The sequence below is a fragment of the Desulfogranum aggregans genome, assembly GCF_055398265.1.
This window is the reverse complement of the sequence record NZ_AP042447.1, coordinates 1970713-1992886: the sequence shown is the minus strand read 5'-3', so window position 1 is coordinate 1992886 and position 22174 is coordinate 1970713. Positions and strand designations below refer to the sequence as shown.

Annotated in this window: 25 protein-coding genes; 16 read left to right on the top strand and 9 right to left on the bottom strand. The window is 50.0% G+C overall.

Features of this window, described 5'->3' with window-relative positions:
* Window positions 1–13 precede the first annotated feature (13 nt).
* Window positions 14–2110: a putative bifunctional diguanylate cyclase/phosphodiesterase gene (locus ACZ52Z_RS09035; protein ID WP_464270408.1), complete on the bottom strand. Its 2097-nt coding sequence runs from the start codon at window positions 2108–2110 to the stop codon at window positions 14–16.
* Window positions 2111–2157: 47 nt separating this feature from the next.
* On the opposite strand from ACZ52Z_RS09035, the gene ACZ52Z_RS09030 reads away from it, so the two are divergent.
* From ACZ52Z_RS09030 to ACZ52Z_RS09020, 3 genes are all read left to right on the top strand, one after another.
* Window positions 2158–2457, top strand: a complete 300-nt coding sequence (locus tag ACZ52Z_RS09030) for a hypothetical protein (RefSeq protein WP_464270407.1) — start codon at window positions 2158–2160, stop codon at window positions 2455–2457.
* Between the two features lie 215 nt (window positions 2458–2672).
* On the top strand, window positions 2673–3917 hold the full coding sequence (locus ACZ52Z_RS09025) for an FIST signal transduction protein (protein WP_464270406.1): 1245 nt from the start codon (window positions 2673–2675) through the stop codon (window positions 3915–3917).
* A gap of 40 nt (window positions 3918–3957) precedes the next feature.
* On the top strand, window positions 3958–5367 hold the full coding sequence (locus ACZ52Z_RS09020) for a diguanylate cyclase domain-containing protein (RefSeq protein WP_464270405.1): 1410 nt from the start codon (window positions 3958–3960) through the stop codon (window positions 5365–5367).
* A 424-nt stretch (window positions 5368–5791) separates the two neighbouring features.
* Here the strand turns inward: ACZ52Z_RS09020 and ACZ52Z_RS09015 are convergent, their stop codons facing one another.
* From ACZ52Z_RS09015 to ACZ52Z_RS09000, 4 genes are all read right to left on the bottom strand, one after another.
* On the bottom strand, window positions 5792–6094 hold the full coding sequence (locus tag ACZ52Z_RS09015; protein WP_464270404.1) for a sll1863 family stress response protein: 303 nt from the start codon (window positions 6092–6094) through the stop codon (window positions 5792–5794).
* Between the two features lie 555 nt (window positions 6095–6649).
* Window positions 6650–7102, bottom strand: a complete 453-nt coding sequence (locus ACZ52Z_RS09010; protein ID WP_464270403.1) for an MgtC/SapB family protein — start codon at window positions 7100–7102, stop codon at window positions 6650–6652.
* Window positions 7103–7130: 28 nt separating this feature from the next.
* Window positions 7131–7322 carry a PLD nuclease N-terminal domain-containing protein gene (locus ACZ52Z_RS09005; RefSeq protein WP_464270402.1) on the bottom strand — a complete coding sequence of 64 codons (192 nt, stop codon included), beginning with the start codon at window positions 7320–7322 and terminating at the stop codon, window positions 7131–7133.
* Between the two features lie 298 nt (window positions 7323–7620).
* The gene (locus tag ACZ52Z_RS09000) at window positions 7621–8382 is read right to left on the bottom strand and encodes a PRC-barrel domain-containing protein (RefSeq protein ID WP_464270401.1); all 762 of its coding nucleotides are present in this window, start codon (window positions 8380–8382) and stop codon (window positions 7621–7623) included.
* A gap of 265 nt (window positions 8383–8647) precedes the next feature.
* Between ACZ52Z_RS09000 and ACZ52Z_RS08995 the strand changes: the two genes are divergently transcribed.
* The 4 genes from ACZ52Z_RS08995 (at window position 8648) to ACZ52Z_RS08980 (ending at window position 12827) form a co-directional block, all read left to right on the top strand.
* Window positions 8648–9922, top strand: coding sequence for an amylo-alpha-1,6-glucosidase (locus ACZ52Z_RS08995; RefSeq protein ID WP_464270400.1), 1275 nt, complete (start codon window positions 8648–8650; stop codon window positions 9920–9922).
* Complete coding sequence (locus ACZ52Z_RS08990) at window positions 9897–10745, top strand: HAD-IIB family hydrolase (protein WP_464270399.1); 849 nt, start codon at window positions 9897–9899, stop codon at window positions 10743–10745. The genes ACZ52Z_RS08995 and ACZ52Z_RS08990 overlap by 26 nt, the downstream gene beginning before the upstream one ends.
* 195 nt (window positions 10746–10940) lie before the next feature.
* On the top strand, window positions 10941–11171 hold the full coding sequence (locus ACZ52Z_RS08985; protein WP_464270398.1) for a ChaB family protein: 231 nt from the start codon (window positions 10941–10943) through the stop codon (window positions 11169–11171).
* Window positions 11172–11582: 411 nt separating this feature from the next.
* Window positions 11583–12827 (top strand): MgtC/SapB family protein, encoded by a 1245-nt coding sequence (locus tag ACZ52Z_RS08980; protein WP_464270397.1) that lies wholly within the window; start codon window positions 11583–11585, stop codon window positions 12825–12827.
* A 329-nt stretch (window positions 12828–13156) separates the two neighbouring features.
* Here the strand turns inward: ACZ52Z_RS08980 and ACZ52Z_RS08975 are convergent, their stop codons facing one another.
* Window positions 13157–13456: a hypothetical protein gene (locus tag ACZ52Z_RS08975; protein WP_464270396.1), complete on the bottom strand. Its 300-nt coding sequence runs from the start codon at window positions 13454–13456 to the stop codon at window positions 13157–13159.
* 376 nt (window positions 13457–13832) lie between these two features.
* Between ACZ52Z_RS08975 and ACZ52Z_RS08970 the strand changes: the two genes are divergently transcribed.
* The 3 genes from ACZ52Z_RS08970 to ACZ52Z_RS08960 all read left to right on the top strand — a co-directional run bounded on the left by ACZ52Z_RS08970 (window position 13833) and on the right by ACZ52Z_RS08960 (window position 14956).
* A complete protein-coding gene (locus ACZ52Z_RS08970) occupies window positions 13833–14090 on the top strand; it encodes a hypothetical protein (protein WP_464270395.1) in 258 nt (85 codons plus the stop codon).
* Window positions 14091–14234: 144 nt separating this feature from the next.
* Entirely contained in the window at window positions 14235–14408 is a 174-nt protein-coding gene (locus ACZ52Z_RS08965) for a DUF1328 family protein (protein ID WP_205223806.1), read from the top strand.
* 71 nt (window positions 14409–14479) lie between these two features.
* Window positions 14480–14956 (top strand): sll1863 family stress response protein, encoded by a 477-nt coding sequence (locus ACZ52Z_RS08960; protein WP_464270394.1) that lies wholly within the window; start codon window positions 14480–14482, stop codon window positions 14954–14956.
* Window positions 14957–15172: 216 nt separating this feature from the next.
* Here the strand turns inward: ACZ52Z_RS08960 and ACZ52Z_RS08955 are convergent, their stop codons facing one another.
* Complete coding sequence (locus tag ACZ52Z_RS08955; RefSeq protein WP_464270393.1) at window positions 15173–16072, bottom strand: CHAD domain-containing protein; 900 nt, start codon at window positions 16070–16072, stop codon at window positions 15173–15175.
* Window positions 16073–16317: 245 nt separating this feature from the next.
* Here ACZ52Z_RS08955 and ACZ52Z_RS08950 point away from each other — a divergent pair, with 245 nt between their 5' ends.
* The 3 genes from ACZ52Z_RS08950 (at window position 16318) to ACZ52Z_RS08940 (ending at window position 17953) form a co-directional block, all read left to right on the top strand.
* Window positions 16318–16488: a hypothetical protein gene (locus tag ACZ52Z_RS08950; RefSeq protein ID WP_464270392.1), complete on the top strand. Its 171-nt coding sequence runs from the start codon at window positions 16318–16320 to the stop codon at window positions 16486–16488.
* Window positions 16489–16585: 97 nt separating this feature from the next.
* Window positions 16586–17077: a universal stress protein gene (locus ACZ52Z_RS08945; protein WP_464270391.1), complete on the top strand. Its 492-nt coding sequence runs from the start codon at window positions 16586–16588 to the stop codon at window positions 17075–17077.
* Between the two features lie 183 nt (window positions 17078–17260).
* Entirely contained in the window at window positions 17261–17953 is a 693-nt protein-coding gene (locus tag ACZ52Z_RS08940; protein WP_464270390.1) for an SDR family oxidoreductase, read from the top strand.
* A gap of 41 nt (window positions 17954–17994) precedes the next feature.
* On the opposite strand, the gene ACZ52Z_RS08935 is transcribed toward ACZ52Z_RS08940, so the two are convergent.
* Window positions 17995–18621, bottom strand: a complete 627-nt coding sequence (locus ACZ52Z_RS08935; protein WP_464270389.1) for a response regulator — start codon at window positions 18619–18621, stop codon at window positions 17995–17997.
* Between the two features lie 530 nt (window positions 18622–19151).
* On the opposite strand from ACZ52Z_RS08935, the gene ACZ52Z_RS08930 reads away from it, so the two are divergent.
* Both ACZ52Z_RS08930 and ACZ52Z_RS08925 read left to right on the top strand, forming a co-directional pair.
* Window positions 19152–20615: a sigma-54-dependent transcriptional regulator gene (locus tag ACZ52Z_RS08930; protein ID WP_464270388.1), complete on the top strand. Its 1464-nt coding sequence runs from the start codon at window positions 19152–19154 to the stop codon at window positions 20613–20615.
* A 111-nt stretch (window positions 20616–20726) separates the two neighbouring features.
* On the top strand, window positions 20727–21083 hold the full coding sequence (locus ACZ52Z_RS08925) for a TusE/DsrC/DsvC family sulfur relay protein (protein ID WP_464270387.1): 357 nt from the start codon (window positions 20727–20729) through the stop codon (window positions 21081–21083).
* Between the two features lie 136 nt (window positions 21084–21219).
* Here the strand turns inward: ACZ52Z_RS08925 and ACZ52Z_RS08920 are convergent, their stop codons facing one another.
* Window positions 21220–21594, bottom strand: coding sequence for a desulfoferrodoxin (locus tag ACZ52Z_RS08920; protein ID WP_464270386.1), 375 nt, complete (start codon window positions 21592–21594; stop codon window positions 21220–21222).
* Between the two features lie 195 nt (window positions 21595–21789).
* On the opposite strand from ACZ52Z_RS08920, the gene ACZ52Z_RS08915 reads away from it, so the two are divergent.
* Window positions 21790–22059 (top strand): hypothetical protein, encoded by a 270-nt coding sequence (locus tag ACZ52Z_RS08915; protein ID WP_464270385.1) that lies wholly within the window; start codon window positions 21790–21792, stop codon window positions 22057–22059.
* Window positions 22060–22174 lie beyond the last annotated feature (115 nt).

Sequence of the window (22174 nt, the reverse complement as noted above, 5' to 3'; positions counted from 1 at the left end):
AGGGGAATAACGGTCATGGGGCGGAGGCGGTGGCAACAACCTGATCTTTATTTGCTGATCTGAGCATTTGTGTAAAGGTTGCAGGGGGGAGAGGCTTGCTGAAATAGTATCCCTGGTATACTGAGCAGCCTTTGGCTTGTAAATAATTGAGTTCTGTTACGGACTCAACGCCTTCTGCGACAGCTTCCAAACCCAGATTGTGTGCCATCACAATGATGGTGTCGACAATTGAAGTTCTATGGCCTTTGTCCTTGATTTCCTGGACAAAAGATCGATCAATTTTCAATGTGTTGAGTGGCAGTTTGTTCAGGTAATTCAACGAGGAGTATCCTGTCCCAAAATCATCAATCGAGAGCTTGATCCCCAACTGTTGGAGGGCAATCATACGTTCTATGGTCTCTGAGTTGGTCGTGATGAGGCTCCCTTCCGTGAGTTCAATGCCCAGGCGAGCGGGATCGGTTCCCTGCGCGGTAAGCGTCTCTTGTATGGTGTCGAAAAAGGCTGAATCAGAGAGTTCTTTGCCGCTGATATTGATGGAGATTGTCATGCCAGGTCCAAGCAGGTCTTGTTCACACCAGTTTGTTATTTGGCTGCAGGCGCTATTGAGCACCCATTTCCCAATATCCGGCATGAGACCTGTTTCTTCAGCTGTCTCAAGAAAGCGGGCAGGGGAGAGCAGGCCCTGTTGCGGGTGGTTCCACCGTAACAGCGCCTCTGCACCGACAAGGTAGCCCTGAGCATCGACTTGGGGCTGGTAATATAGGATGAATTCATCGTTCTGCAGGGATTGTTGAATCTCAAGCGTGAGCTGGAGCCGTTCATCGGCCGCTTTTTGCATATCAGGAGAGAAAAAACGGATAGTGTTGCGGCCGTCACTTTTTGCCCTGTACATGGCCGTGTCGGCCTGTTTGAGGATGTCATCAGCATTTTTTTCAGGTTTTGGAAAAAGGGAAATGCCGATGCTTAGGCTGGTGCGCAATTCATATCCCGATACGGTGCAGGGAGCAGAGAGACAGAGACGGATTTCTTCCGAAATCGATTGTGCTTTATTGGCGGCCATGTGTCTTTGACTATCAAGTTCTGTCAGGATAATAACAAATTCATCTCCGCCCATTCGTGCAGCAGCATCCTCCTGGCGAATGCATTCCCTGATTCGTTGGGCGACCAGTTTTAGCAGGTCGTCGCCAACAGCGTGGCCGAGGGAGTCATTAATTGTTTTAAAATTGTCTAGATCGATGAAAAGGAGCGCACCGATGTGACCATAGCGTATAGCTCGGGATATTTCTTTTTCCAGTTTGCGCTGCAGGAGGCGTCGATTGGGAAGGCCTGTCAGGGAATCATAGGTAGCGTGATAATAGAGCTTTTCCTCAAACTGTTTTTTTTCCGTAAAATCTTCCACTATGCCCATACCATGAATGGAGCTTCCTTCCAGGGGCTGCAGAGCCTTGAAAAATGCCCTGATAGAAGTTTTTTTGTTTCCGGTGACGGACCGGTAGTCTCCTTCAAAATACCCGTCTTTCCCTGTCAGGGAGCGCATGATTGCGGCCCTCATTTTTTTATCCGCTATGTTTGAAGAAAGATCAAACCCGATAAGGAGTTCCCTGGTGGATCCAATCAGGTCAACAAAATAGTTGTTGCAATCAATGATAATGCCATGCTTGTCATACTGGAGAATACCCACAGGGGCACTGTTGAACAGGTGCCGATAGCGTTCCTCGCTTATTTTTAATTGATTCTCCCGGGCGGTACTTTTCAGCCTAAGTTCAATATTTTCCTTGATGTTGTTATGAATTTTCCTGGACCCGATAAGGACAAATACCCAAAATATAAATATGAGTAAACTGAGGAATCGATACTCCTCTGCATCCAGAGTGAGCATTCTTGCACCAAGTGGAAGAAGGACAATGGAAAGAAACCCGATGGCAACGGATGTGCTCGAAGAATGGGTGGTGATAGCTCCGGCCGCCAGGCCGGCCATGATCAGGCAGAAGAGTAATTGGTGCATCTGACTGGTTTCCGGGAAAAGAAAAACCGATGCCATGCCCCACATGAAGCCGGCCGCGTACGTTCCAATCAGATAAACTGTGTACCAGGGGTGGATGGTTTCCATGCCCGGGTTTTTTTTATGGTAGAGGTAGACGAGAACAATTCGACAACTTGAAATTGAAAAAAAACGGCAAACCACGCGACAATGAGAGCGTGATCGATGACGCTCCATTGCGACCAGCAAAGAAGAATGCCGGCTGCAAGCGAGGCGAGCAGTATAACCAACGCATCTGCATACAACAGCCTGACTTGCTCGGTGAAAACGGAGAGGGAGTATTGTGTTTTTACGTTCATAAAGAGGATATGATTGAAATCACCTGTCAGGCAGTAAGGATGGATGCAACACAGCAGAAAAGTGAGGCCTGGTTAGCATGCTCTGTTCACGGATTTTTTATTCATGCGTCTAGCTGAGTTATTCATCGGGTCATGTCGGAGACCTAGGTGTCGTATCATTGAAATTTTACCATGGGCGTTTGGGTAAACGTGTATAGCCATTTGACGCAAGGTGTTCTGACCAATATACTTTTACTATAAAGTTCATCTAAATCAAAGTCGCCAGGAGCTAGTGCTGCCTGGTATCCGTATGGCTATATTGATTCAATGCAAATTATGATCCGGAGTTACCCATGAAAATAACAACAGCAGCGACTGTTGAAGTGGATACTGATACAGTTATTGCGCGATATAGGGAACTGACTCAAGAGCTCGACGCCGAACCCAACCTCCTGATCATGTATTGCTCTGTCAATTATGATATAGAGGAGATTACTCAAAAAATCAGGGCAATCAGCCCAAATACCGTTTTACATGGTGCCACTTCCTGCACCGGAGCGATGACCCAGTTGGGTGTCATGTCCAAAAACGATCACGGCATGGCCATGCTTGGCATTGCCGATCATTTTGGGAATTACGGAGTTGGTTCCGCTACGATAGGAGACGACCCTGTTGAAGCCGCGGAGTTGGCGGTCAGGAAAGCTCTGGAGAATTCAGCATGTCCGGGAGAGGTGCCCGCCATGATCTGGTTGACTTCATCTCCCGGCTGGGAAGAACAACTCATCACGGGGATTGGTAATGTACTTGGAAAAGATGTGCCAATAGCTGGAGGGAGTTCAGCAGATAACACGGTTAGTGGAGAATGGAAGCAATTTACCCATGAAAAAATATATACAAATGGAGTGATTGTAACCGCTCTTTTTCCATCGACAGATGTTATGTGCGCTTTTCATAGCGGATATGAACCCACAGAGTCCAAAGGCATCATCACCAAAGCCGGTGGTTTTGAGGCAACGGATAAAAAAGGGAAAATTACAAAGACATCCAATCGAACACTTCTGGAGATCGATGGGCGTCCTGCAGCTGATCTCTACAACAGCTGGGTTGGTGGCGCCATTGCAGAGGCGCTCGAAGAAGGCGGAGACGTCCTGCAACAGACAACCTTGCACCCGTTGGGAAGAGTGGCGGGCTATATTGGTGATGTCCCATATTACCAGCTTTCCCACCCAGAGACGGTGACAAAGAAAGGGGGGATTACCCTTTTTTCAGACATCAGAGAGGGAGAAGAGATTGTTTTGATGCGCGGCACCGTGGACAGCCTGATTACTCGTGCTGGTAGAGTCGCCACATCGGCCTTGGAGACAAATATGGCGCATGCCGATGAGGTGGCAGGGGCCGTGGTAGTGTATTGTGCGGGGTGCATGCTCAGTGTCCGGCATCGGCTGGATGAGGTTGTGGAAAGTTTTCGTCAGGCTTTGCCGGGAGTACCTTTTCTTGGCACGTTTACTTTTGGAGAGCAAGGGTGTTTTTTAAATGGTGAGAACCGCCACGGAAACCTGATGATATCCGTTTTATTGTTTGCAAAAAACAGTGTCTGATTGCTGAAAAAATGAGAAGCCAGCGATTTAGCGAGCTGAAATGATTTTTAAATCTGAACAGTTGTTAGAAGTCCTTCTTGATCTTGAACGGTCCAGACAACGGGAACAACGCACCCGGATTGAAGCGGAATCTATGCTGCAGGGGTTGCGTGGAATATCTGCGGCTACAGATCATCAGGAACTGTTTCTTTCCTTAGTTGGAGCCCTTCGTAAAGTCATCCCCTTTGAACACGCATTCATTTTAGAGATGAGGTTGGACAACAGGATGACTGCCCTGGTTTCTACCCTGGAAGCAATCAGGCGCAGTGAATGGATCCCTGGTTCTTTGTTTTCTCGGGTACTTGCTGGACGTCCAATAGCTTCATATGATGTGAGCCTCGTGCCGGAATGGAAAGACATGCCTTCGGCAATAACCACTCGGGTGACATCCGCTCTGCATATAGGGCTTCACGGCGGTGGATGGAAGGCTATTCTGGTTATTACCCATCCGGAAGCCAGACATTTCGGACCCAGCCATGTCAAAAAGGCCATGCGTTTTTCACCTCTTGCCGCTCAAGCGTTTTTAACGCTGGAGTTGCAGCAGACCATCATCCAGCGAGATAGGTTTTTTCAGCTGTCCCTGGATGTTATGGCGATTGTGGATATTTCTGGCCTGATTAAGCAGGGGAATGACGGCTGGGCAGGGATTCTTGGTTACGAGGCACATGATATTCATGGCAAAAGCATCTTTTCGTTTATTCATCCAGACGATCTCCCTTTCTTTCAGGAGGTGCTCGGCATATTGAAAAAAAATGATGGGAGACAACTCATTGAAGCCAGGTTTCTGGTGAAACACGGAGGTGAGCGCTGGCTGTCCTGTAGTGTGGCATCGTATAAACATGATGGCCTTTTTTATGTTGTTGCCAGAGATGTTACCGACAGGGTCCTCTACGAGAAGCGGCTTGCCCACCAGGCAGGGCATGACGGCCTCACCGGTCTGAAAAACCGAGCGGAGTTTATGACTATTCTCCACGCAGCCTGCCGCGAGGCCTCACGTGGAAAAGGGTATCATTTTTCAATTTGTTTTCTTGATCTTAATAAGTTTAAGCTGATCAATGATACCTATGGTCATGATGCTGGTGATGAGCTCCTTAAATTTTTTGCACGAACACTCCAGGAGGCGGTACGTGATGGAGACATCGTTGCCAGGCTGGGAGGCGATGAGTTCATCGTCCTGCTTGACAATGTAGAGGACGAAGAAACAATAGGAAGTATCGTTGCCAGAATTCATCGAAAATGTGCGCAATCGGTTTCGATTACGGGACATGAAATGAAGGTGTCCACCAGCATAGGCGTCGCCACCAGTTGTGCAGGCTTTGCCGACGAGGAAGCCATGCTGAAAGCTGCCGATCAGGCGATGTACCAGGCTAAAAGTGATTCAAGTCGTCAGTACGTTATAGCTCTGTGTTAGGATTTGCCCTGTAATTCAAAAAATGAACAATGGTATATGAAATGGGGCGGTTAGGGAAAATTTTTCATTGGTGGCATTGATACGAAAAGCAAGTACCTGTGTATATTATCTGTCGACAGCAGTGGAGGAACTCGTCGGAAAGGTGAGTGTGCCGAAAGAATAATCACTCATGGTTATTCCTTGGAACTGCCTGCGACTCTGGAAGATATAGGTACTGAACCCAAAAGGCGTGGTAAATACACACGCCTTTTGGGGGATGCAATTTAGCGGTCCGGGAAGAGCGGCAAGCGGAGAGTGGTAATCGAGGCTATGAGAGAAAAACGTTTGGTCCTGCCCGGAACATTATCTCTTTTGCCGGTAGGGAAGGTAGAGGTATACATGCGTACAGTGACATGTAGTGAAGCGAACTATCCCTCGGACGTGCTTATCCTTTTTCTTGGGATTTCATCGTTTCCAGCGATTTATTGACCGCCTTTTCCAGTTCCCCTGCGGCCTGTTCGAAACCATGCTTCAGTTCATCCCAGCTTTCCTGACCGGCTTTTTTGAGCGCCGCCATTTTTTCCTGCAGTTCTTTTTCTTTTTGAGACGCTTCCATTACCTGTTGGTAATATTCACTTTTCGTTTCATACTGTTTTTCGGCGACAGCGGCTTTTGCCCGCTCCAGGTCCGCCTGCCATTTTTTCATCTGTGTTTCAGCCTGTTTAAGATACGTTTGTGTATCAGACATACTTAACCTCTTTTTTTGTATCCGCGCAAAAGGTTGTCGGATGAGGAGTGAATAGAGTACGTGTAGAGAAGAGGTGCAGTTGTTGTGCCATTGTGGTTGCAGCCGACCTTTTGCTTAATTTTTTCAATTGGTTAGAATGCTTTCTTTCAACCGACCTGGTGTTTCTCGCCAGGAAAGACCACGCGCACAGGTTCCATTCGGCCTGTTTGTCCGGTATGTCCGGACTCAATCTTGCCGGAATGGACGACATATCTTGGGGAAAAGCCATTCAATCCCAACTGGGTGATCATGCATTGGTGCGTAGAGGGGGAGGAAAGGGGAAAGGAGGATGTCAGGCTTGCTCTGTTGCTGCGCATTGGTAGTTCATCACGGGGACTGCACAGTCCCGTTGCCGCCGTGCAAAACCGATGGCACTTTGCAGGTAAATGACTACGTATATCCAGCATTATAATGCCAGAGAATGTTGCCAAGTATTCAGGAGATATACCTTGTGGCAGCTCGTTTGCGGGCTGTATGGAAAATTAGCACATGGCCGGGAGTTCATGAGAATGCAGGTTAGTTGTCTTCCTCATCTATTATGTCGCTGTCCTTGACCTTACCGAATAATAGTAACGTCACAAAATTCAACAGCGACAAAATAAGAGCAATCTCCAGCCTGCCAAAAGCAACCGAAAGGCCGATCGCTCCGGTATTCCAGATGCTGGCAGCCGTTGCTGTACCCCGAACTTTGTCTTTTTGGGTTAAGATGGCCCCCCCGCCGATAAACCCGATCCCTGTAATAATTCCTTGGATTATTCGCGCCTCTCCATCCGTGCTGTCAACCACGGATATCCCCACAAGCATGAATCCGCAGGTCACAACGGCAACCAGAGGAAACGTCCTGAGGCCGAAATGACGATCACTTTGTTCTCGCTCCCACCCAAGCGGCAGTGCCAAAAGGTATGCAATTGCCAGGTGGAGGGCGTGTGGCAGAACAAGCGTCGCATCAAACGATAGATATTCAGTCATCTCATTATGTTTTGATGACAAAGGAAAGCTATCTGATCGTGGCGCTGCGGGGACCAGCAAAAAACCATATAATCAGTCCGATGAGTGGCAGCACAACAATGAGCAGCGTCCATAAGACCTTGGCGCCAGTGCTTATACCACTTTTGAAAACATTGATAATTGCCCATATGTCAGCTATCAAAATCAACAAGCCAATCAATCCACCAAACCCTGTTTCCATTGTTGCTCCTCCAGACGACTCGTTAAACATCGGGGAATGGGGGCACTCTGCCCGTTTTTCCCTCTGTGATCAGAGGGGCGTTCATCCCCCACTCTTTTCCTTTGCATTATTTTTTACCACATTGGTTGCGTATCCTGATGTTGCACAATGTGTACCTTTTTGTGCAGCAATGTAAAGAGTGCATGATTATCTGGTGATTGATGAGGCGGATACGCTCGCTGCCGCCCAATCTTTCATGCACCGTACGAAGCCACCTTACGCCAATGGTTCGATTGTGGGAGCAGTGAACAGCATGTGCCTACCAGTAGTAGGGAAAATTGTAATGGTCAAAAATTGATTGTTCATAATCCCTGTATACCGGGACCGTCTGGTCATAAGGCGGACTGTTCTCGACCTGCTCTCTTGTTACCTTAACCTCCAGGGTGCGTTCGGCCCAGTCCACGGAGCGAACCCACTGTGGAGAAATGATGACCCGCTTACTTGCAGGCAGCCAATTACTGGTGTCGATCACCAGGTAACGAATTTCCCAGGTCTGCTCATCAACGATGCAATCCTCAATATGGCCTATACTGTCATCCGTTGCGCGGATCCTGTATCCCAGCACTTCCCTAGTCGAACGGAGGTTGACCTTGTCTTCTTCAACCAGTTTCACCTCCTGAGGTGGCTTTTTCTCCCGTTGATGAGGCCGAGGGGAAGGGTAATTGCCCCAAATTGCTGTCCCGGCCCAGTAATCATCCCATTGAAAATACTGATTGTAGAATTGTTCATATTGGCGGGAAACAGGAGCATCGCTATCCAGGGGAGGCGCTGATTCGATCTGCTCCTTGGTCAGTTCTATTATCATAGTCCTGCTTATCACATCGATCGGGCCGATGGATAGAGGTGAAAGGAGCACTTTACGGCCTGGAAGCCATTTTCGTGTATCAGCAACCACATATCGCACTGTCCAGTCTTTATCATCAAACAGGAAATCCTTGCAGGAGCCTATGTTCCCATCTTGAGCACCCAGGCCATACCCGAGCAGCGCATCGAGACTTCTCAGCTGTTGTTGATTTTGCATACTTTATACTCCCATCTCACTGGACGGTGGTTTTTCGTCCGATTTATTGGTCAGCAACGTACAGTGCGCGTCGGCACTATTTGTCCGACGTCGCCTGTTTTTTTCCTCCTTTTATTGTAAGTATTGCAAATTGTTTGCCATTCAGCAGGGCAGTGCCTGTTGCAGGGGCTGGAGAGGAGCCCAATTCTTTGCTTGTGCTGTCGGGCTAGGGTGTTTACCGTCCATTGTAATGCATGCCAATGAACCATTATTCTTTGAAAAGACGATGACAGCAATGTATCCAACCTACGGAGAAGAACCACTGGAGCGGGCGGTACAACTGGTGCGAAAGTGCGCCACAAAGCATGGCTTCATTGCCAGTCTGGCCGATAACGACAACTACCGGCGTATCTGGGGGCGAGACGGCGTTATTGTCGGGCTTGGCGCTCTGATGACCGAGGAGTTGGATCTGCATGATGCATTCCGTCTGACGTTAAAGACATTAGCCGACCACCAGGGGCCGCATGGGGAGATTCCCAGCAATGTCGACATGAATAACGGCAGGGTCAGTTATGGTGGTACAGCCGGTCGGGTAGACGCCGCGCTCTGGTTTGTGATCGGTGCAACCGAATACTGGCGCTCGAGTGGTGACGACCGCTTTCTTGAACAGCTCATGCCAGTCCTTGACCGGGTCATGTTTCTTCTCGGTGCCTGGGAATTCAACAACCGTGGTTTTTTGTACGTCCCGGCTACAGGTGACTGGTCGGATGAATACATCCACAATGGCTATATCCTCTACGATCAGTTGATCTACCTGCAGGCATTGCGCTCCTGGTGTTTTCTTCATAACCGCTTCAGGCATGTCGAGCGCCCCGATCTGGTGGACAAGATACGCCGGCTGGAGCAAATGATACAAGACAACTACTGGTTTGGTTCCCAGGATAAAATTCCGACCCATGTCTATCATGAGGTGCTGTTCGAGAAAGGACGAAAAGCAGCTGACCGATGTACGCAACGGTATTGGATGCCGTTTTTTTCGCCCCATGGATACGGGTACCGATTTGACGCATTTGCCAACGTTCTCGTTTCTCTGCTCGGTGTGGCCAGTGATGCACGCCGTGGGAAAGTGGACCAGTATGTGGAGAAATATGTGACGCCGCAGACAATGAAGTTGCTGCCGGCTTTTTACCCAGTCATTCAACCGGTCGATCGGGACTGGGAGGACCTGAAGATCACCTTTTCCTACGATTTTAAGAATCACCCCTATGAGTTTCATAACGGTGGCCTCTGGCAGATGCTTACAGGCTTTTATGTGGCTGATCTCGCTCAGCGCGGACAGGTCAGCAGCGCCCGGGCTTATCTGGATGGGATCAACCAGGCCAACCAGTTGCCCATGGATGGTCGCGAATGGGGGTTTGCTGAGTATATACATGGCCAACATTTTCATCCCGGCGGAAATTCAGCCCAGTGCTGGAGTGCTTCTGCAGCACTGATGGGATTTCATGCCGTACAAGGTAAAAAGGTTTTTGCTACCAATGAAGACGTTACTTCTCTGCAGTGACCTGGATCGAACGCTTATTCCCAATGGCAGTCAAGCCGAGTCGGAGCTTGCTCGTCCGCTGCTGACAAGGCTTGCTCTTCATCCAAAGGTCCGTTTGGCATATGTGAGCGGACGCGACAGGAAATTGGTGGAGCAGGCGCTGACCGATTACCAGTTGCCTGCTCCTGATTTTGTTATCGGCGATGTGGGGACGACTCTCTACCGATTGCGCGATGGTGCATGGCTGCTCGATCCGGCGTGGCAGGAACATATCGGAGCGGATTGGAATGGGCTCGAACAAGGAGAACTCGATGAACTGATCGCAGCCAAAGAGGTCGAGCATATATGGCTGCAGCCGCCGGAGAAGCAGAACACGTTCAAACTCAGTTATTTTACCGATCCCGATGTTGAACGGAGCCGCCTCATAGAGGAGATTCGTACCATTCTGGAAGCCAACAAGGTCGCCGCCAACCTGATTTGGAGCCTTGATGAGGCCGAAAACCTGGGACTGCTTGACGTATTGCCGGCATCGGCCAACAAACTCGAGGCTATCACTTTTTTGTTGGATCAGGAGGGTATCCCCCAACAACAGGCTGTTTTTGCAGGAGACAGCGGCAATGATCTTGATGCGTTGACCAGTGGACTGCAGGCGATACTGGTAAAAAACGCTGCTGCAGATGTCCGCAGGGAGGCGATTGCAGCATTGACAGAAAAACAGCAGCAGTCCAGGCTGTATTGTGCTCAGGGCAGCCTCTCTTCGCTGAACGGTAACTATGCAGCCGGGGTAGTGGAAGGTATGCTCTACTTTTTTCCGGAACTTCGAGACTGGATAGAAGAAGGCTGATCAGGGGCTGCTCCAGCCCTGTTCGCAGGCGGCCGCGTTCTCCTGTTGGTGGAACTGTCGTGTCTCCTCGGTAGTGCTCCGTGGGGTGCTGGTGGATTTTCATCGTTGACCGGGGATATATCAATAGCACATACCTGGCGCCTGTAAGCAACCACTCCCTGGGTTTACCATTGGTGTTTGTATCCGGAGGATTCCATGCCTTACCAACGTCCTAGCGACCTTCCGCAACCTGTCAGAGATGCTTTACCCGAAGCGGCGCAGGATATTTATCGTGCCGCATTCAACAGTGCATGGGAGCAGTATAAAGACCAAGATGCCCGCCAAGGCGATGATTCCCGAGAGGAAGTGGCGCACAAGGTTGCTTGGGCTGCCGTTAAACAAAAATACGAAAAAGACGGAGGGCATTGGCAGCGCCGGAAACAGTGAACAGCGCTGAACTGCAAATGCCTCTGCATCTCCATGCAGCGTTCCCATAAACCGTGGCCTTCCTCATGCTCCTTTTCGCAGGTCCCGTAGCGGCAAGGTACACGACCAGCTCCCCCCTCCTTCCTTAAACCTCACAGCATCGCATCCTCTGTAGTAGTCCTAGTTGGCAAACGACAGGAATGTGGACCTCAGGGGCAATGGCCCGTAAGTTGCAAATGGATGATTAGAGCTGAACCTCGGGAGTGGACGAAAATGGTGCAGGTGCATTTTCCGCACACGGCGATAAGTTGAGCTTAACCAACATCCGCACCACGCTGGTTGGAGTAAAGGGAAACCTCCATCAGCGTGGCCATCTGCAATCAACGAGCAGGAGCGGAGAAGAGAGGAGGGGGATAGAGATCGTTTGGACCCATGACAGATTCAATCATCTATCAACACTTCGAGACATATGTGCTGGCAATGCTGCTTGGTGCCTTGCTTGGCTTGGAGAGGGAGCGAAAGGAGCGTCGGCTGGCAGGCCTGCGCACTTTTATTCTCGTGGTACTTTTTGGTGCTATTTGCGGCCAGTTGAGCCAGATCATCGATAATCAGTGGCTGCTGATGGCTGGTATGCTTGCCGTGGCCGCGCAGACGATAACCGTTCAGATACTCCGCCTGGATAGGGAGAACGAGGAGCCTGGTTTAACAACCCTGTCGGCGCTGCTCATTGCCTTTACGATCGGCGCGCTGATTGCTTTTGATCTCCAATCCTCTGCTGTTGCTCTCAGCCTCGCTACCACGGTTATTCTTTATTTCAAGCCGCAGCTGCATGCATTCACCCATCGCCTCAAGCGACAGGACCTTGTGGCGATTTTTCAGTTCGGTCTGCTCGCATTTGTTATCCTGCCGGTATTGCCAAACCGTTCATACGGCCCATATGGAACGCTCAACCCGTATAACATCTGGTTGATGGTCGTCATGATCAGCGGGCTCAACGTGGTGGGCTATGTTACTCTCAAGCTGATCGGCAGCCGCTGGGGAGGTCCATTTCTCGGTCTTATAGGTGGTCTTGTGTCCAGCACTGCAACCACCTTTTCCATCAGCAGACATGCCCGTGCCAATCCCACATTCTCGATGACCGGGGCGCTGGTCATTGCATTGGCCTCGGCCATAGCTCTGGTGCGCATGGCGTTGCTTATTGGTGTGATTTATCTGCCGCTGTTTGAAGAGCTGGTGGTGCCGCTTGGCACGATGTTTATTGGCGGTCTGGTGCCGGCGCTGTGGATTTGGCACCGTCTCGGCAACAAGGAGGTGCCAGTGCCGGAGACCAAAAACCCTGCAGAGTTAAAACAGGCCGTTCTGTTTGGTATGCTCTACGCAATAATCCTGGTCGCGGTTTCAGGCGGTAAGGATTTTTTTGGTGAAAAAGGGGTGTATATTGTCGCGCTTCTCTCTGGTTTAACCGATGTAGATGCCATTACCCTGTCCAACTCCAGGCTGGCCGGCCAGGAAGTCCTTGCCCTTTCTCAGGCAGGTATCAGTCTGCTCATCGCTTTTGTAGCCAACTTGGCGTTCAAACTGGCGCTTGTCGGTTTCATTGGCACCATGAAGATGGCTTGGTACGTGCTGCTCTGTTTTGCAGGGCTGGCTGTGCCTGCCGTTATTGTCATGTGGTAAACCGGTGAACCGGTTACGTCTGTAAAAATCCTTTCATATCGGACATCGTCCGGTATTGCCGGAAAAAAGAGCAGGGGGAGTCTGCTTACCGAGGAAGCCGTGACCTGCTGTTAAGATCCTTTTCTTGCTTCCATTCGTGGTGCAGGCTGGGATGAGTTTCCTCAGCCTGCACTGCTGGCATGCTAACCGTTGTTGCCTGTCCCACCGGATTGTTCCACCATGTTGCCCCCCGGGTTGGATAAGGAGAGGGCACGTATCAATTGGAACTGTTAGCGCTTCATGCCCCTATCCGGTTGATTTGCAGCCAGGAACGGAACAACAACGACGAACTATGCAGATTTTGCGTTTTTGAACTGGGCGTACAGGTCATGCAGGCGCTTGCGCAGCTCTTTTATTTTGTTTGAATCTTCCTCTCCCAGCCAACGAGGCTCGCTGATGGAGAAGATGGATTTTCCCAATTCATCAAGATAATGCTCTGTCGCCTTACACCACTCGTCAGTGCATATTTGCTGCATCTCTGCGGCTTCACCTATATCTTTTTCCAGCAGATCGATAGTCTCAGAGAGGCTGGAGATGAAATCCCGATGTGCCCGTTGAAACGATTCTTCCATTACTTTTTGACGTTCCATATCATGCTCCGTATGTTGATTTGCGGTAGTGGCGTACTCACGGGGTCGTTCACTTGCTCAACCATCATCATGTACCTACAGGTCCGAGAGCAGGCGATGTCGCTCCAGTGTCGCTCAACCTTCAACCGTAGATTGAGGGTACACCTACACCATATCCAGCAAATAATGTGCCCAGACGTTTCCCAGGCATGGTGGCAGGCCACGTCGTTTTGTTCAGGCGTTGGTCTACGCCGTGAATGGTATACTTTTTGTAAGTTCTTTCGTAGAAGCGTGAGCATGGATCGAGTTTCTCCAAACTCGGCACATCTTCTACTCGGCTCTATACAATGCCGCATGAAGTGAAGCGAACGTCAGATAAAGAGAAAGAGAGAGGTGGATGATGCACGATAAAGATGAATTATGTCGTCAGATTATTTCTATGTACCCTGAAATCGGTGAATGCGGAATTGATGTCAACGTTGCATTTGACCAGGAAAAAAATGCATGGGTCGTCGACCTGAAGAAAGATGATCACGAACTCAAGCACCACCTGGAAGTCCCCGATGCAGACGATTGCATGGAGGGAAAACAGTGCGTTGCATTGGGGCTGGAAATCGCCCAGTTGAAAAAGCATATCCAGGGAAAGCAGTTTTAGGTAAACCAGGGCGTAGATCCTGTCCGCCTTTTCGGGACTGGTTCCTGCGGATATGGACAACCTGTGTCCACAGATGAACGGGTGAAGTCCTTGCGCTCTTGTCAGGGTAGCTTTAGCGCTCATCATCACGTAAACGGAGGTCGTATGTTGACATGGACACTGCTGTTTCTCGTTGTGGCGGTGGTTGCCGCAGCACTTGGCTTCACCGGTATTGCAGGCGCTGCGGCTGGTATAGCCAAAATTTTATTTTTTCTTTTCATCGTCTTGTTCGTCATTTCCCTGGTAGCAGGGACCGCGAGAAAAAGAAGGATGCGATAGGAGGCGTAGTGCCTTAACATTTTGTTTTTTTATTAAAAAACTTTTATCACCACATACATCGGAGGCAATCAATGTATACAAACAATCGTTCTATCTACCTCAGGATGCTTTATCTTGTTGTTCTTTTTATCTTTTTTTCCTCATGCACCGCACTGGCGGAAACAAGCAAAAAAGAAACCAAAAAAGAGATAGAAGAAGCTGTTGCCGCCATAGGCGAATACAGTAACGCCCAGAAAGATGCTGCTCTGGCCAAAGCCAAAGAGTTGATGGCATCCTTTGATGAACAGGTGGAGGCCTGGGAGGGAACAATGGACGAACAGTGGGCGGCAATGAAAGATTCCTCCCGAGAAAAGTACAGGGCATCGGTCAAGCAGTTACAGCAGCAGCGAAATGAGCTTTCCGAATGGTATGGAAGTATGAAATATAGTTCGGATAAAGCATGGCACGAGGTCAAAGAGGGGTTTGCTGCGACCTATGAAAACGCTGTTGATGCCTTTAACACCAGTAAGGAGGAGGCCGCTTCGGCAGCAGGGAAAGCCGGAGAGTAGACCGGTTCTAAACAGGGAGGTATCCGGCATGCATTACCGCCTATGAATGGCCGTTGATCATACGTTACCTGTAAACAGTTGAGGCGCCCTCCCGCAGTTGGGAGGGCGCGTGATGTTTTTATTCCCTGCCTCATTTTTTCCGTTCTGCCAGCGCTGCGCTGGCCCAATAACAGCTGATTTTTTAGAAAAGAATGGTTCAACAGGGCCATTCACTGGTTATTGTTTTTGCCACATCTCCCAATACGTCCCAAACCGCCGAACCAGGGAACCGGGTTTTTCCGCAAACAGATAGGTGCCGAGAAGCCTGGCATCTGTGCGCAGGCTGTGGCGTCGGCGGTCGATAAGTCCGTACAGCACCTGGCGCTGTCGGTCATCACCGAATGCATCCGGGGTGGCCAGCACGGTCGTCAACAGTACATCCAGGTCATGGTCGTCTCCAAGAGCATCGGCAAGCTTGTCAGCGGTTTCTTCCTGTACGGTAAGCATTTCCGGCCAGATGCCTTGGAGCAGGCGCAGGTGATACCAGTGGTATTTAACCCGTTTGCGCCATTCATGGAAACGCTCTGTCGATGGAGAAAGGTAGGTACGGGAAAAATCTTTCCTTCCCCTGCGAAAGGTCTTGCGCAGGCCATCGGCAACCGCGGCATACCCCTCCTCGTTTACCTGCCATTCCTCTATTCGATGCTCCAGTTTATGCATCTTTCCCAGGAAAATTTCCAGTCGCTGAGCCATATCTTCCTGATCGTCCGTAATACGTTGTCGACGAGCGACAAGCTCTTGCCGCAGTTGGTGGAAGACGTGTTCATCCACCTGTCCGGCATAATAGGTCTGCAGGCTGTCAACGGATTCGATGATCGACTGGGCGTCGCGTATAGAGGAAAGCTCGCGTGCGGCATCACGCAGGAATACATTCTCTTGTCGGTAAGCATCAAACGCAGGGCGGATGAGCCGTATCAGCCCTCGCAGCTTTTTGCACCGTTTCCGGACCTGGTGGACTGTGGGGTGAGGGTCCAATGCCGAGTCGCGTAATTCATCGATCGCTTTTTTTACCTGCTCTTCTGCGACGCTGTGAACGGCATCCTCTATGTTTTTTCCCTTCTCCAGTTGATAGCCCATTTCTCTTTCTCCTCTTCCCAGGGTAGGTTCGTTTCCCTGAACTGGGGGAATATCCCCGAAGCGTTTGGAGACTACGATTCAAATATTGTTCCAGTCACGCATGCCATAGATGGCAACAGGTGGGAGGGGCAGGCTGCACAAAGGGCATTGGCTTTCAGGATGGCATGGCGGCTGGGCCTGGCATGCTATTTGAAGAGACAATTACAGGTATACAGACCGATCAACCAACCCACACGAGGAGATCAATGTCGACAGCTAGCGCCAAGGAAATATTACAAGCCACATTTGAGCAGATTGATGCGATTGTGGAGGAAAAGCAAAACAGCGAACAGAGAAAACAAGGCAGAAAGCGCCGGACCAGGGGAAGAAAGGTATCGGAGATCGAAAAAACATGCACGGCTGACAGTCGCCGTTGAGTGTACATGTAGACCGTGTAGTCCTCTTTGACGCGCATCGTTTACCGGGCGCAGCACTTGACTACGCTATCTTACCTGCAGCAGGGAGTGTTTAAGCATGGAAATCAGAGCTATTCTTTGGCCGACCGAGAGCTATACCCCGTCACAGAAAATTATTGATGCCGTTGTCACCCTGGCAGAGCGGTTTCAGGCAAAAATATATGTGCTGCACGCGGTAACACCCATACCGATATTTCCCGAATCTGTTTCAGCTGTGGAAGTGGTACCGACTTTTGACGTTGGACTCTACGAGCATGAGTTGGTGAAAACAGCGAAAAAAAGCCTGGCTGCTGTTGCCAGGCAGCAGGTGCCCGAAGGTATGGATGCTGAATCCCATGTTGTAGTCGGTCATCCGCGTGATGTGATTCTCGATTTTGTCGAAGAGAAAAACATCGATGTGGTTGTTATGGCAACCCATGGGCGAAGCGGTGTTGATCGCCTGCTCATCGGTTCCGTAGCCGAATCGACCATCAGGCACTGTCCTGTGCCCCTGTTTGTCATTCCTCTCGGCCAGGACGAAACAACCGAAAAACCTGCGGACAATGCCTAAAACGGGTGACCTGATGGTGAAGAGTTGCATGTACTTGAAGAACCTGCAGGAGGAACAATCGGACACTTTGCCTCCCTGCATCATGGCTTGCTCCCTTTGGGCAAGCACCAAATGGCGCGGGCATTGCGGAGTATGGCACGATGTGCTGTATATACCAGGAATGAAGCGGGATGGAGCAATATTTTGAACAGAGTTCTTATCACCGGAAGTAATCGAGGGTTGGGGCTTGAGTTTGTTCGCCAGTACCTGGAGGACGGGTGGCGGGTATATGCGACCTGTCGTCGACCGGCTGAAGCAGAAGAGCTACTCCGCCTTGCCCAGATTTACAGTGAAGTTCGCCTGTTGCGTCTTGATATAACCAAAAGCGAGGACATCAGCAGTGTCATCCGGGAACTGAACAACATCCCTATCAATGTATTGATCAACAATGCCGGCGTACGCTTCAAGAGCGGTCACGCTGGCACGGATTGTTTCCAGTACGATCTCTGGTATCGCACCTTTGAGACCAATACCATGGGGACTGTCCGGGTAACCCAGGCCCTGTTAGACAATATCGAACAAAGCAGTCAGGTCCGACTGGTGGTGGTCTTGAGCTGTGCAACAGCGGGCTGCGATGGCCTTGATCAGGTGGATGCGATATATTACCATTCAAGCAAGGCTGCGCTCAATGTGGCAATGCAAGGCCAGGTCAAGGCCTTGAAGCGGCGAAAAATCGGGGTGCTGCTCTTTCATCCCGGCCGGGTGATGAGCCGTATGGGGGGAACAGAGGGCATTTCGCCGCAACAAAGCGTTGCTGGAATGAGAAGCATTATCCAGGCCTTTACTTTGGAGCAAAGTGGCAGATTGCTGCAGCATGACGGCCGGATACTTACCTGATCGTGCACAGACGATTACCCTGCAGTGGGCGGTGTGCCTGATTATCGTTCATTTTTCTTGGTTGGAGTGAATTGTGCGGTAAAGGTTGCCCGACATTCCGGACAAAGCTTTCTTCCCTGATGAGACTGAATTATTTCCTGATAATATTCATCGATATCCATCCACCCCTTATCGTCACTCTCTATTTTTCTGCATCCCACGCATAAGGCGAGGATCGTTTCCAGTTTGTTGATTTGCTCCAGAGCTGAGGTGAGGTCATTGAGCAGGTCTTCTTTACTCTGCAGAATACCTCTTCGTTCGATGGAGTGAGCGATAGACTTGCCGAGTGAGGAGGGCGAGAGATTCTGCCGTTCGATATAGTCCTGGGCGCCAAATCGTACGCACTGAAGAGCCAGTGCCTCATCTTCCCGATCGGTAATAACGATGATTGCCGAATGGGGCGAAGCCTTGCTTAATCGGCGAACAGTGTCCAGCCCTTGAGAGTCTGGCAAGAAAAGGTTAGTGAGCACCACATCAAAATCATAATGGTCCAGAAGGGCCAGCGCACTCTGCAACGTGCCAGCCTCCTCGATTGCATCGCTGTCGGCCTGTTTTTGTTCCAGGCACTTTCTTATCAGGATGATGTCATCGCTATGTTTTTCTACAATCAATATTGACAGTGCATGCATGCGGAATCTGCGGGTGTAAGGGCGGTTCCTGTGGAGGACAGTTACGGTTCGGAGGATAACGATACTGCGGAGTTACCACCCCGTAGGTAGTGACCAATTTTTTACTCTGTGTAGATGGTGCGAACTGTATTTCGTAGACCTCGATTGTACAAGAAAACGTGCTTTGCCTAGATACCTTGTTGCATGCAGGAATCGTTCTTGATTAGAGACAAAAGGAGTTTTTCGAGGGCCTTCCTTCTTATTGACGGGTGTGCCCGCACACCTATGTGCGCTGCCGGCAGGCCACTATAGTGCAGATACTTATAAAATCTGCTCCGGCATGTCAAGCAAAGGAAAACACCCGCCATCTCAGTCCAGGGCGCGGTATGGCAGCGCTCACCGTCTGGTGATGGATAACGCGCCGGCGCACATGACCTTCTCCTCCTGATTTTGTTGTGTTTTTGTTAAATTGTATGGTTAAATAGAGCGGTTATGGGGAAACACTGTTTTATCGATTTCATACCCTTTCACTCACTCGAGTTGTCGGTTTTATGACCACCACCCCGTCACATCCAGCCCTCCTGCTTATCGACAGCGACCCGAAGCTGCGGGCCCTACTGGAGGACAATCTCTCTGACAGTGCAGGCCGCATTGTTTGCGCATCTACGCTCCAGGAAGGTGTAGGGAAAAACAGGGAAGACGGCTACGACGTCGTGCTTTTGCGGGATCGCCTTTCCGATGGGCTTGCCAGTGAGATAATTCCTGATCTGCAGGCAGGCCTGGACAGTCCTGAAATTATTATCTTCACCATAGACGGCGATCCCCTAGAGGCGGAAAAAGCACTCAAGGCAGGGGTGTGGGAGTATATTATCGATTCATCGCCGGCGGATATCTTGCCGAAAATTGTCCGCCGGGCGCTGCGCTATCGAAAGAACAAAGTTGAAGACCTCGAGAAGCGCCTGCAGGGCGTACGGGCCGAGCTAAGGAGCAGCGGCATTATCGGCAGCAGCAAGATAATGCAAAACTGTATCGACCTGACTGTGCGCATTGCAGAGTCTGATGCAAACGTGTTGATAGCCGGGGAATCAGGGACTGGCAAGGAACTTTTTGCGGCCACCATTCATAACCTGAGCTCCCGCTCGGAAAACAACTTCGCCATAGTCGATTGCGCCGCACTGCCCCCCTCTTTGGCAGAATCCATTCTTTTCGGCCATGCCAAAGGCTCGTTTACCGGAGCCGATAAACAGCAGCCCGGCCTTATCCCGCAATCTGACCGCGGCACCCTGTTTCTTGACGAAATAGGAGAGCTGCCAATTGATATCCAGAAAAAATTTCTTCGTATTGTTCAGGAACGCACCTATCTTCCGGTTGGGGCAACCACGGAAAGAAAAATCAATTTCAGGCTGATAGCTGCAACCAACAAAGATCTGCACGCTATGACAGAGGCGGGCGAGTTCAGAGAGGATCTGCTTTTTCGCTTAAAGACCTTTCATCTGGAACTCCCTGCGTTGAGGACCCGGGTTGCGGATATTGCCGAGCTTGCCTACTACTGCCGTGATAAGTTCTGTAAGCGGGAGAAATTGAAGAAAAAAAAATTCTCCCCGGACTTTCTCCTGGTGCTTACCCAGTACGAGTGGCCTGGAAACGTACGGGAACTTTTCCAGGCCATAGAACGATCGATCGTCGATGCGCGGGAAAGTACGGTGTTGTATCCGATTCATCTGCCTCCCGGTATTCGGGTGCAGGTCGCCCAAAAAAAACTGCAGCAAAGTAAAGCTGCAGATCGTCACGTTCCCGACGATTTTTCGGCTGAAGAATCAGGGCAGGCCGTGCCGACCCTAAAGCAAGCGCGCGAACAGGCCATTGCCTACCAGGAGGAAAGATACCTGCAGAAAGTGCTCGCCCTGACCGGCGGCGATATAAAGCAATGCTGCCAGATTGCCGATCTTTCCCGATCACGCCTCTATGATCTGTTGAAAAAATACAACCTTCCTGCACGCCAGTCCTCCTCCTAGCCGGAGTAGCCCCCCGCCGTTTTCATTCCTCGGTTTCGCTGTACTCCCCGCGCTCATGGTATGCCTTTTGCAAAAATGAGGGTAAACCATGAATTGAACAAGGAGTCCATTATGCCTGAATTACCTGTAGCCGGAAAAACAATTGTTCTGGATGAGGAAGATTTTCTCGTCAACCAGGATGACTGGAGCCATGATGTGGCAAGGGCTATTGCCCGACGGCTTGATATCGATGAACTTTCGACAGAACAGATAGAAATTATTGAGTTTATACGAAAGTACTACCGCCAGTACGAGGCCTTTCCCATGCTCAATTATGTGTGCAAGCATGTGGACCAGCCGAAACAATGTATGAACAACGAGTTTATCAATCCGATGAAAGCCTGGAAAATAGCCGGGTTGCCAAAGCTAGACGGTATACATTTTGTCAATGTCGACGGCAAGCACTATCAGATGGAGACCTGCTGCTGATCGTCGTGAGCGCACCCAACCAGGAGTTGGTGCTGGAGAGGGCCTTGCACGGAGAACAGGAGCAACGCACCGTACCCAAGGGACAGTGCGTTGCGGTTCCTCCATGGCAGAAAAGGGAAACAGGAAGCGGAAGTCGCTATGCCTTCCACAGCCCATGAATATTACAGTACTCCCGGGCCGAGACATCGGTTGCTTCAAGGCAGAAAAAGGCCTCAGGGGCTGCTCCTGGCTGGAGAAACTGGTAGTAGCTTATGCCGTCGGCAACAAGCTCAATCCACTCAATATAATGTTTCTCTTCCATGGGGTGAGGGGTGCTCCCTACGGTAACTTTGTATCCGTTGGAGACTTTTTCGATAACAGGAACGTGCTTTTCCGTGGCAGCGTCGACCGTATTCTCCGTGAGTAACACCATGTCCTCTCCGCAGCAGACCAGGTCGCCATCGCCGCCATGAAGAACCATAACGATATTGCCGCAAGCTTCACATTTATAAATCTCTGATTTAGTTGCCATTACATCTCCTTGTATAAAGGTTGGTGAATGCATGTCCACAAGAGGTACATGCGGTTATGTAGAAATATTTTGCCTGTGTTTTCATAAAAATGGGGGCATGGAAAATTTGAAGAGATTATTCATTAAATTTTTCATGACCAGGATGGGGTGAAAACCTATAACGGGTCAATTGTTCTAAAAACAGCAGGAGGTAAAATGAAAACTGCACAACATAATGTTTCTGATAAAAAGCATACAATGGAAATTACTGTTGCATCTGATGTATTTAACAAATTACACGTCCTTGCTGAGGCAAAAGATGTCGAAGTAGAAGAGGTTGTCGTTGGTTTTATTCAAGAAGGGCTCGACGAAGAAAAGTCATTGATCAGAAAAGAAGAGCACTTTGAGCAGCTCAAACAGGTTATGAAAGAACACGACATACCTGAGACTGCCGTGAATGCTTTGCGGGATGCCTTCCTGTACTAACCCCTCAACGCAGCCGCTGAGCTACAATGCGCTCCTGCACTTCCTCTATTGGGTGCCCGCGCTTTCAACGAATCATTGCAATCTTGGTGCCGGTTAGCATGATTGGTGCATGGGG

Coding starts and splice junctions, on each gene's coding strand:
- ACZ52Z_RS09035 (WP_464270408.1), bottom strand. CDS start 2,110: ATGGAAACCATCCACCCCTGGTACACAGTTTATCTGATTGGAACGTAC.
- ACZ52Z_RS09025 (WP_464270406.1), top strand. CDS start 2,673: ATGAAAATAACAACAGCAGCGACTGTTGAAGTGGATACTGATACAGTT.
- ACZ52Z_RS09020 (WP_464270405.1), top strand. CDS start 3,958: ATGATTTTTAAATCTGAACAGTTGTTAGAAGTCCTTCTTGATCTTGAA.
- ACZ52Z_RS09015 (WP_464270404.1), bottom strand. CDS start 6,094: ATGTCTGATACACAAACGTATCTTAAACAGGCTGAAACACAGATGAAA.
- ACZ52Z_RS09010 (WP_464270403.1), bottom strand. CDS start 7,102: ATGACTGAATATCTATCGTTTGATGCGACGCTTGTTCTGCCACACGCC.
- ACZ52Z_RS09005 (WP_464270402.1), bottom strand. CDS start 7,322: ATGGAAACAGGGTTTGGTGGATTGATTGGCTTGTTGATTTTGATAGCT.
- ACZ52Z_RS09000 (WP_464270401.1), bottom strand. CDS start 8,382: ATGCAAAATCAACAACAGCTGAGAAGTCTCGATGCGCTGCTCGGGTAT.
- ACZ52Z_RS08995 (WP_464270400.1), top strand. CDS start 8,648: ATGACAGCAATGTATCCAACCTACGGAGAAGAACCACTGGAGCGGGCG.
- ACZ52Z_RS08990 (WP_464270399.1), top strand. CDS start 9,897: ATGAAGACGTTACTTCTCTGCAGTGACCTGGATCGAACGCTTATTCCC.
- ACZ52Z_RS08985 (WP_464270398.1), top strand. CDS start 10,941: ATGCCTTACCAACGTCCTAGCGACCTTCCGCAACCTGTCAGAGATGCT.
- ACZ52Z_RS08980 (WP_464270397.1), top strand. CDS start 11,583: ATGACAGATTCAATCATCTATCAACACTTCGAGACATATGTGCTGGCA.
- ACZ52Z_RS08975 (WP_464270396.1), bottom strand. CDS start 13,456: ATGGAACGTCAAAAAGTAATGGAAGAATCGTTTCAACGGGCACATCGG.
- ACZ52Z_RS08970 (WP_464270395.1), top strand. CDS start 13,833: ATGATGCACGATAAAGATGAATTATGTCGTCAGATTATTTCTATGTAC.
- ACZ52Z_RS08965 (WP_205223806.1), top strand. CDS start 14,235: ATGTTGACATGGACACTGCTGTTTCTCGTTGTGGCGGTGGTTGCCGCA.
- ACZ52Z_RS08960 (WP_464270394.1), top strand. CDS start 14,480: ATGTATACAAACAATCGTTCTATCTACCTCAGGATGCTTTATCTTGTT.
- ACZ52Z_RS08955 (WP_464270393.1), bottom strand. CDS start 16,072: ATGGGCTATCAACTGGAGAAGGGAAAAAACATAGAGGATGCCGTTCAC.
- ACZ52Z_RS08950 (WP_464270392.1), top strand. CDS start 16,318: ATGTCGACAGCTAGCGCCAAGGAAATATTACAAGCCACATTTGAGCAG.
- ACZ52Z_RS08945 (WP_464270391.1), top strand. CDS start 16,586: ATGGAAATCAGAGCTATTCTTTGGCCGACCGAGAGCTATACCCCGTCA.
- ACZ52Z_RS08935 (WP_464270389.1), bottom strand. CDS start 18,621: ATGCATGCACTGTCAATATTGATTGTAGAAAAACATAGCGATGACATC.
- ACZ52Z_RS08930 (WP_464270388.1), top strand. CDS start 19,152: ATGACCACCACCCCGTCACATCCAGCCCTCCTGCTTATCGACAGCGAC.
- ACZ52Z_RS08925 (WP_464270387.1), top strand. CDS start 20,727: ATGCCTGAATTACCTGTAGCCGGAAAAACAATTGTTCTGGATGAGGAA.
- ACZ52Z_RS08920 (WP_464270386.1), bottom strand. CDS start 21,594: ATGGCAACTAAATCAGAGATTTATAAATGTGAAGCTTGCGGCAATATC.
- ACZ52Z_RS08915 (WP_464270385.1), top strand. CDS start 21,790: ATGAAAACTGCACAACATAATGTTTCTGATAAAAAGCATACAATGGAA.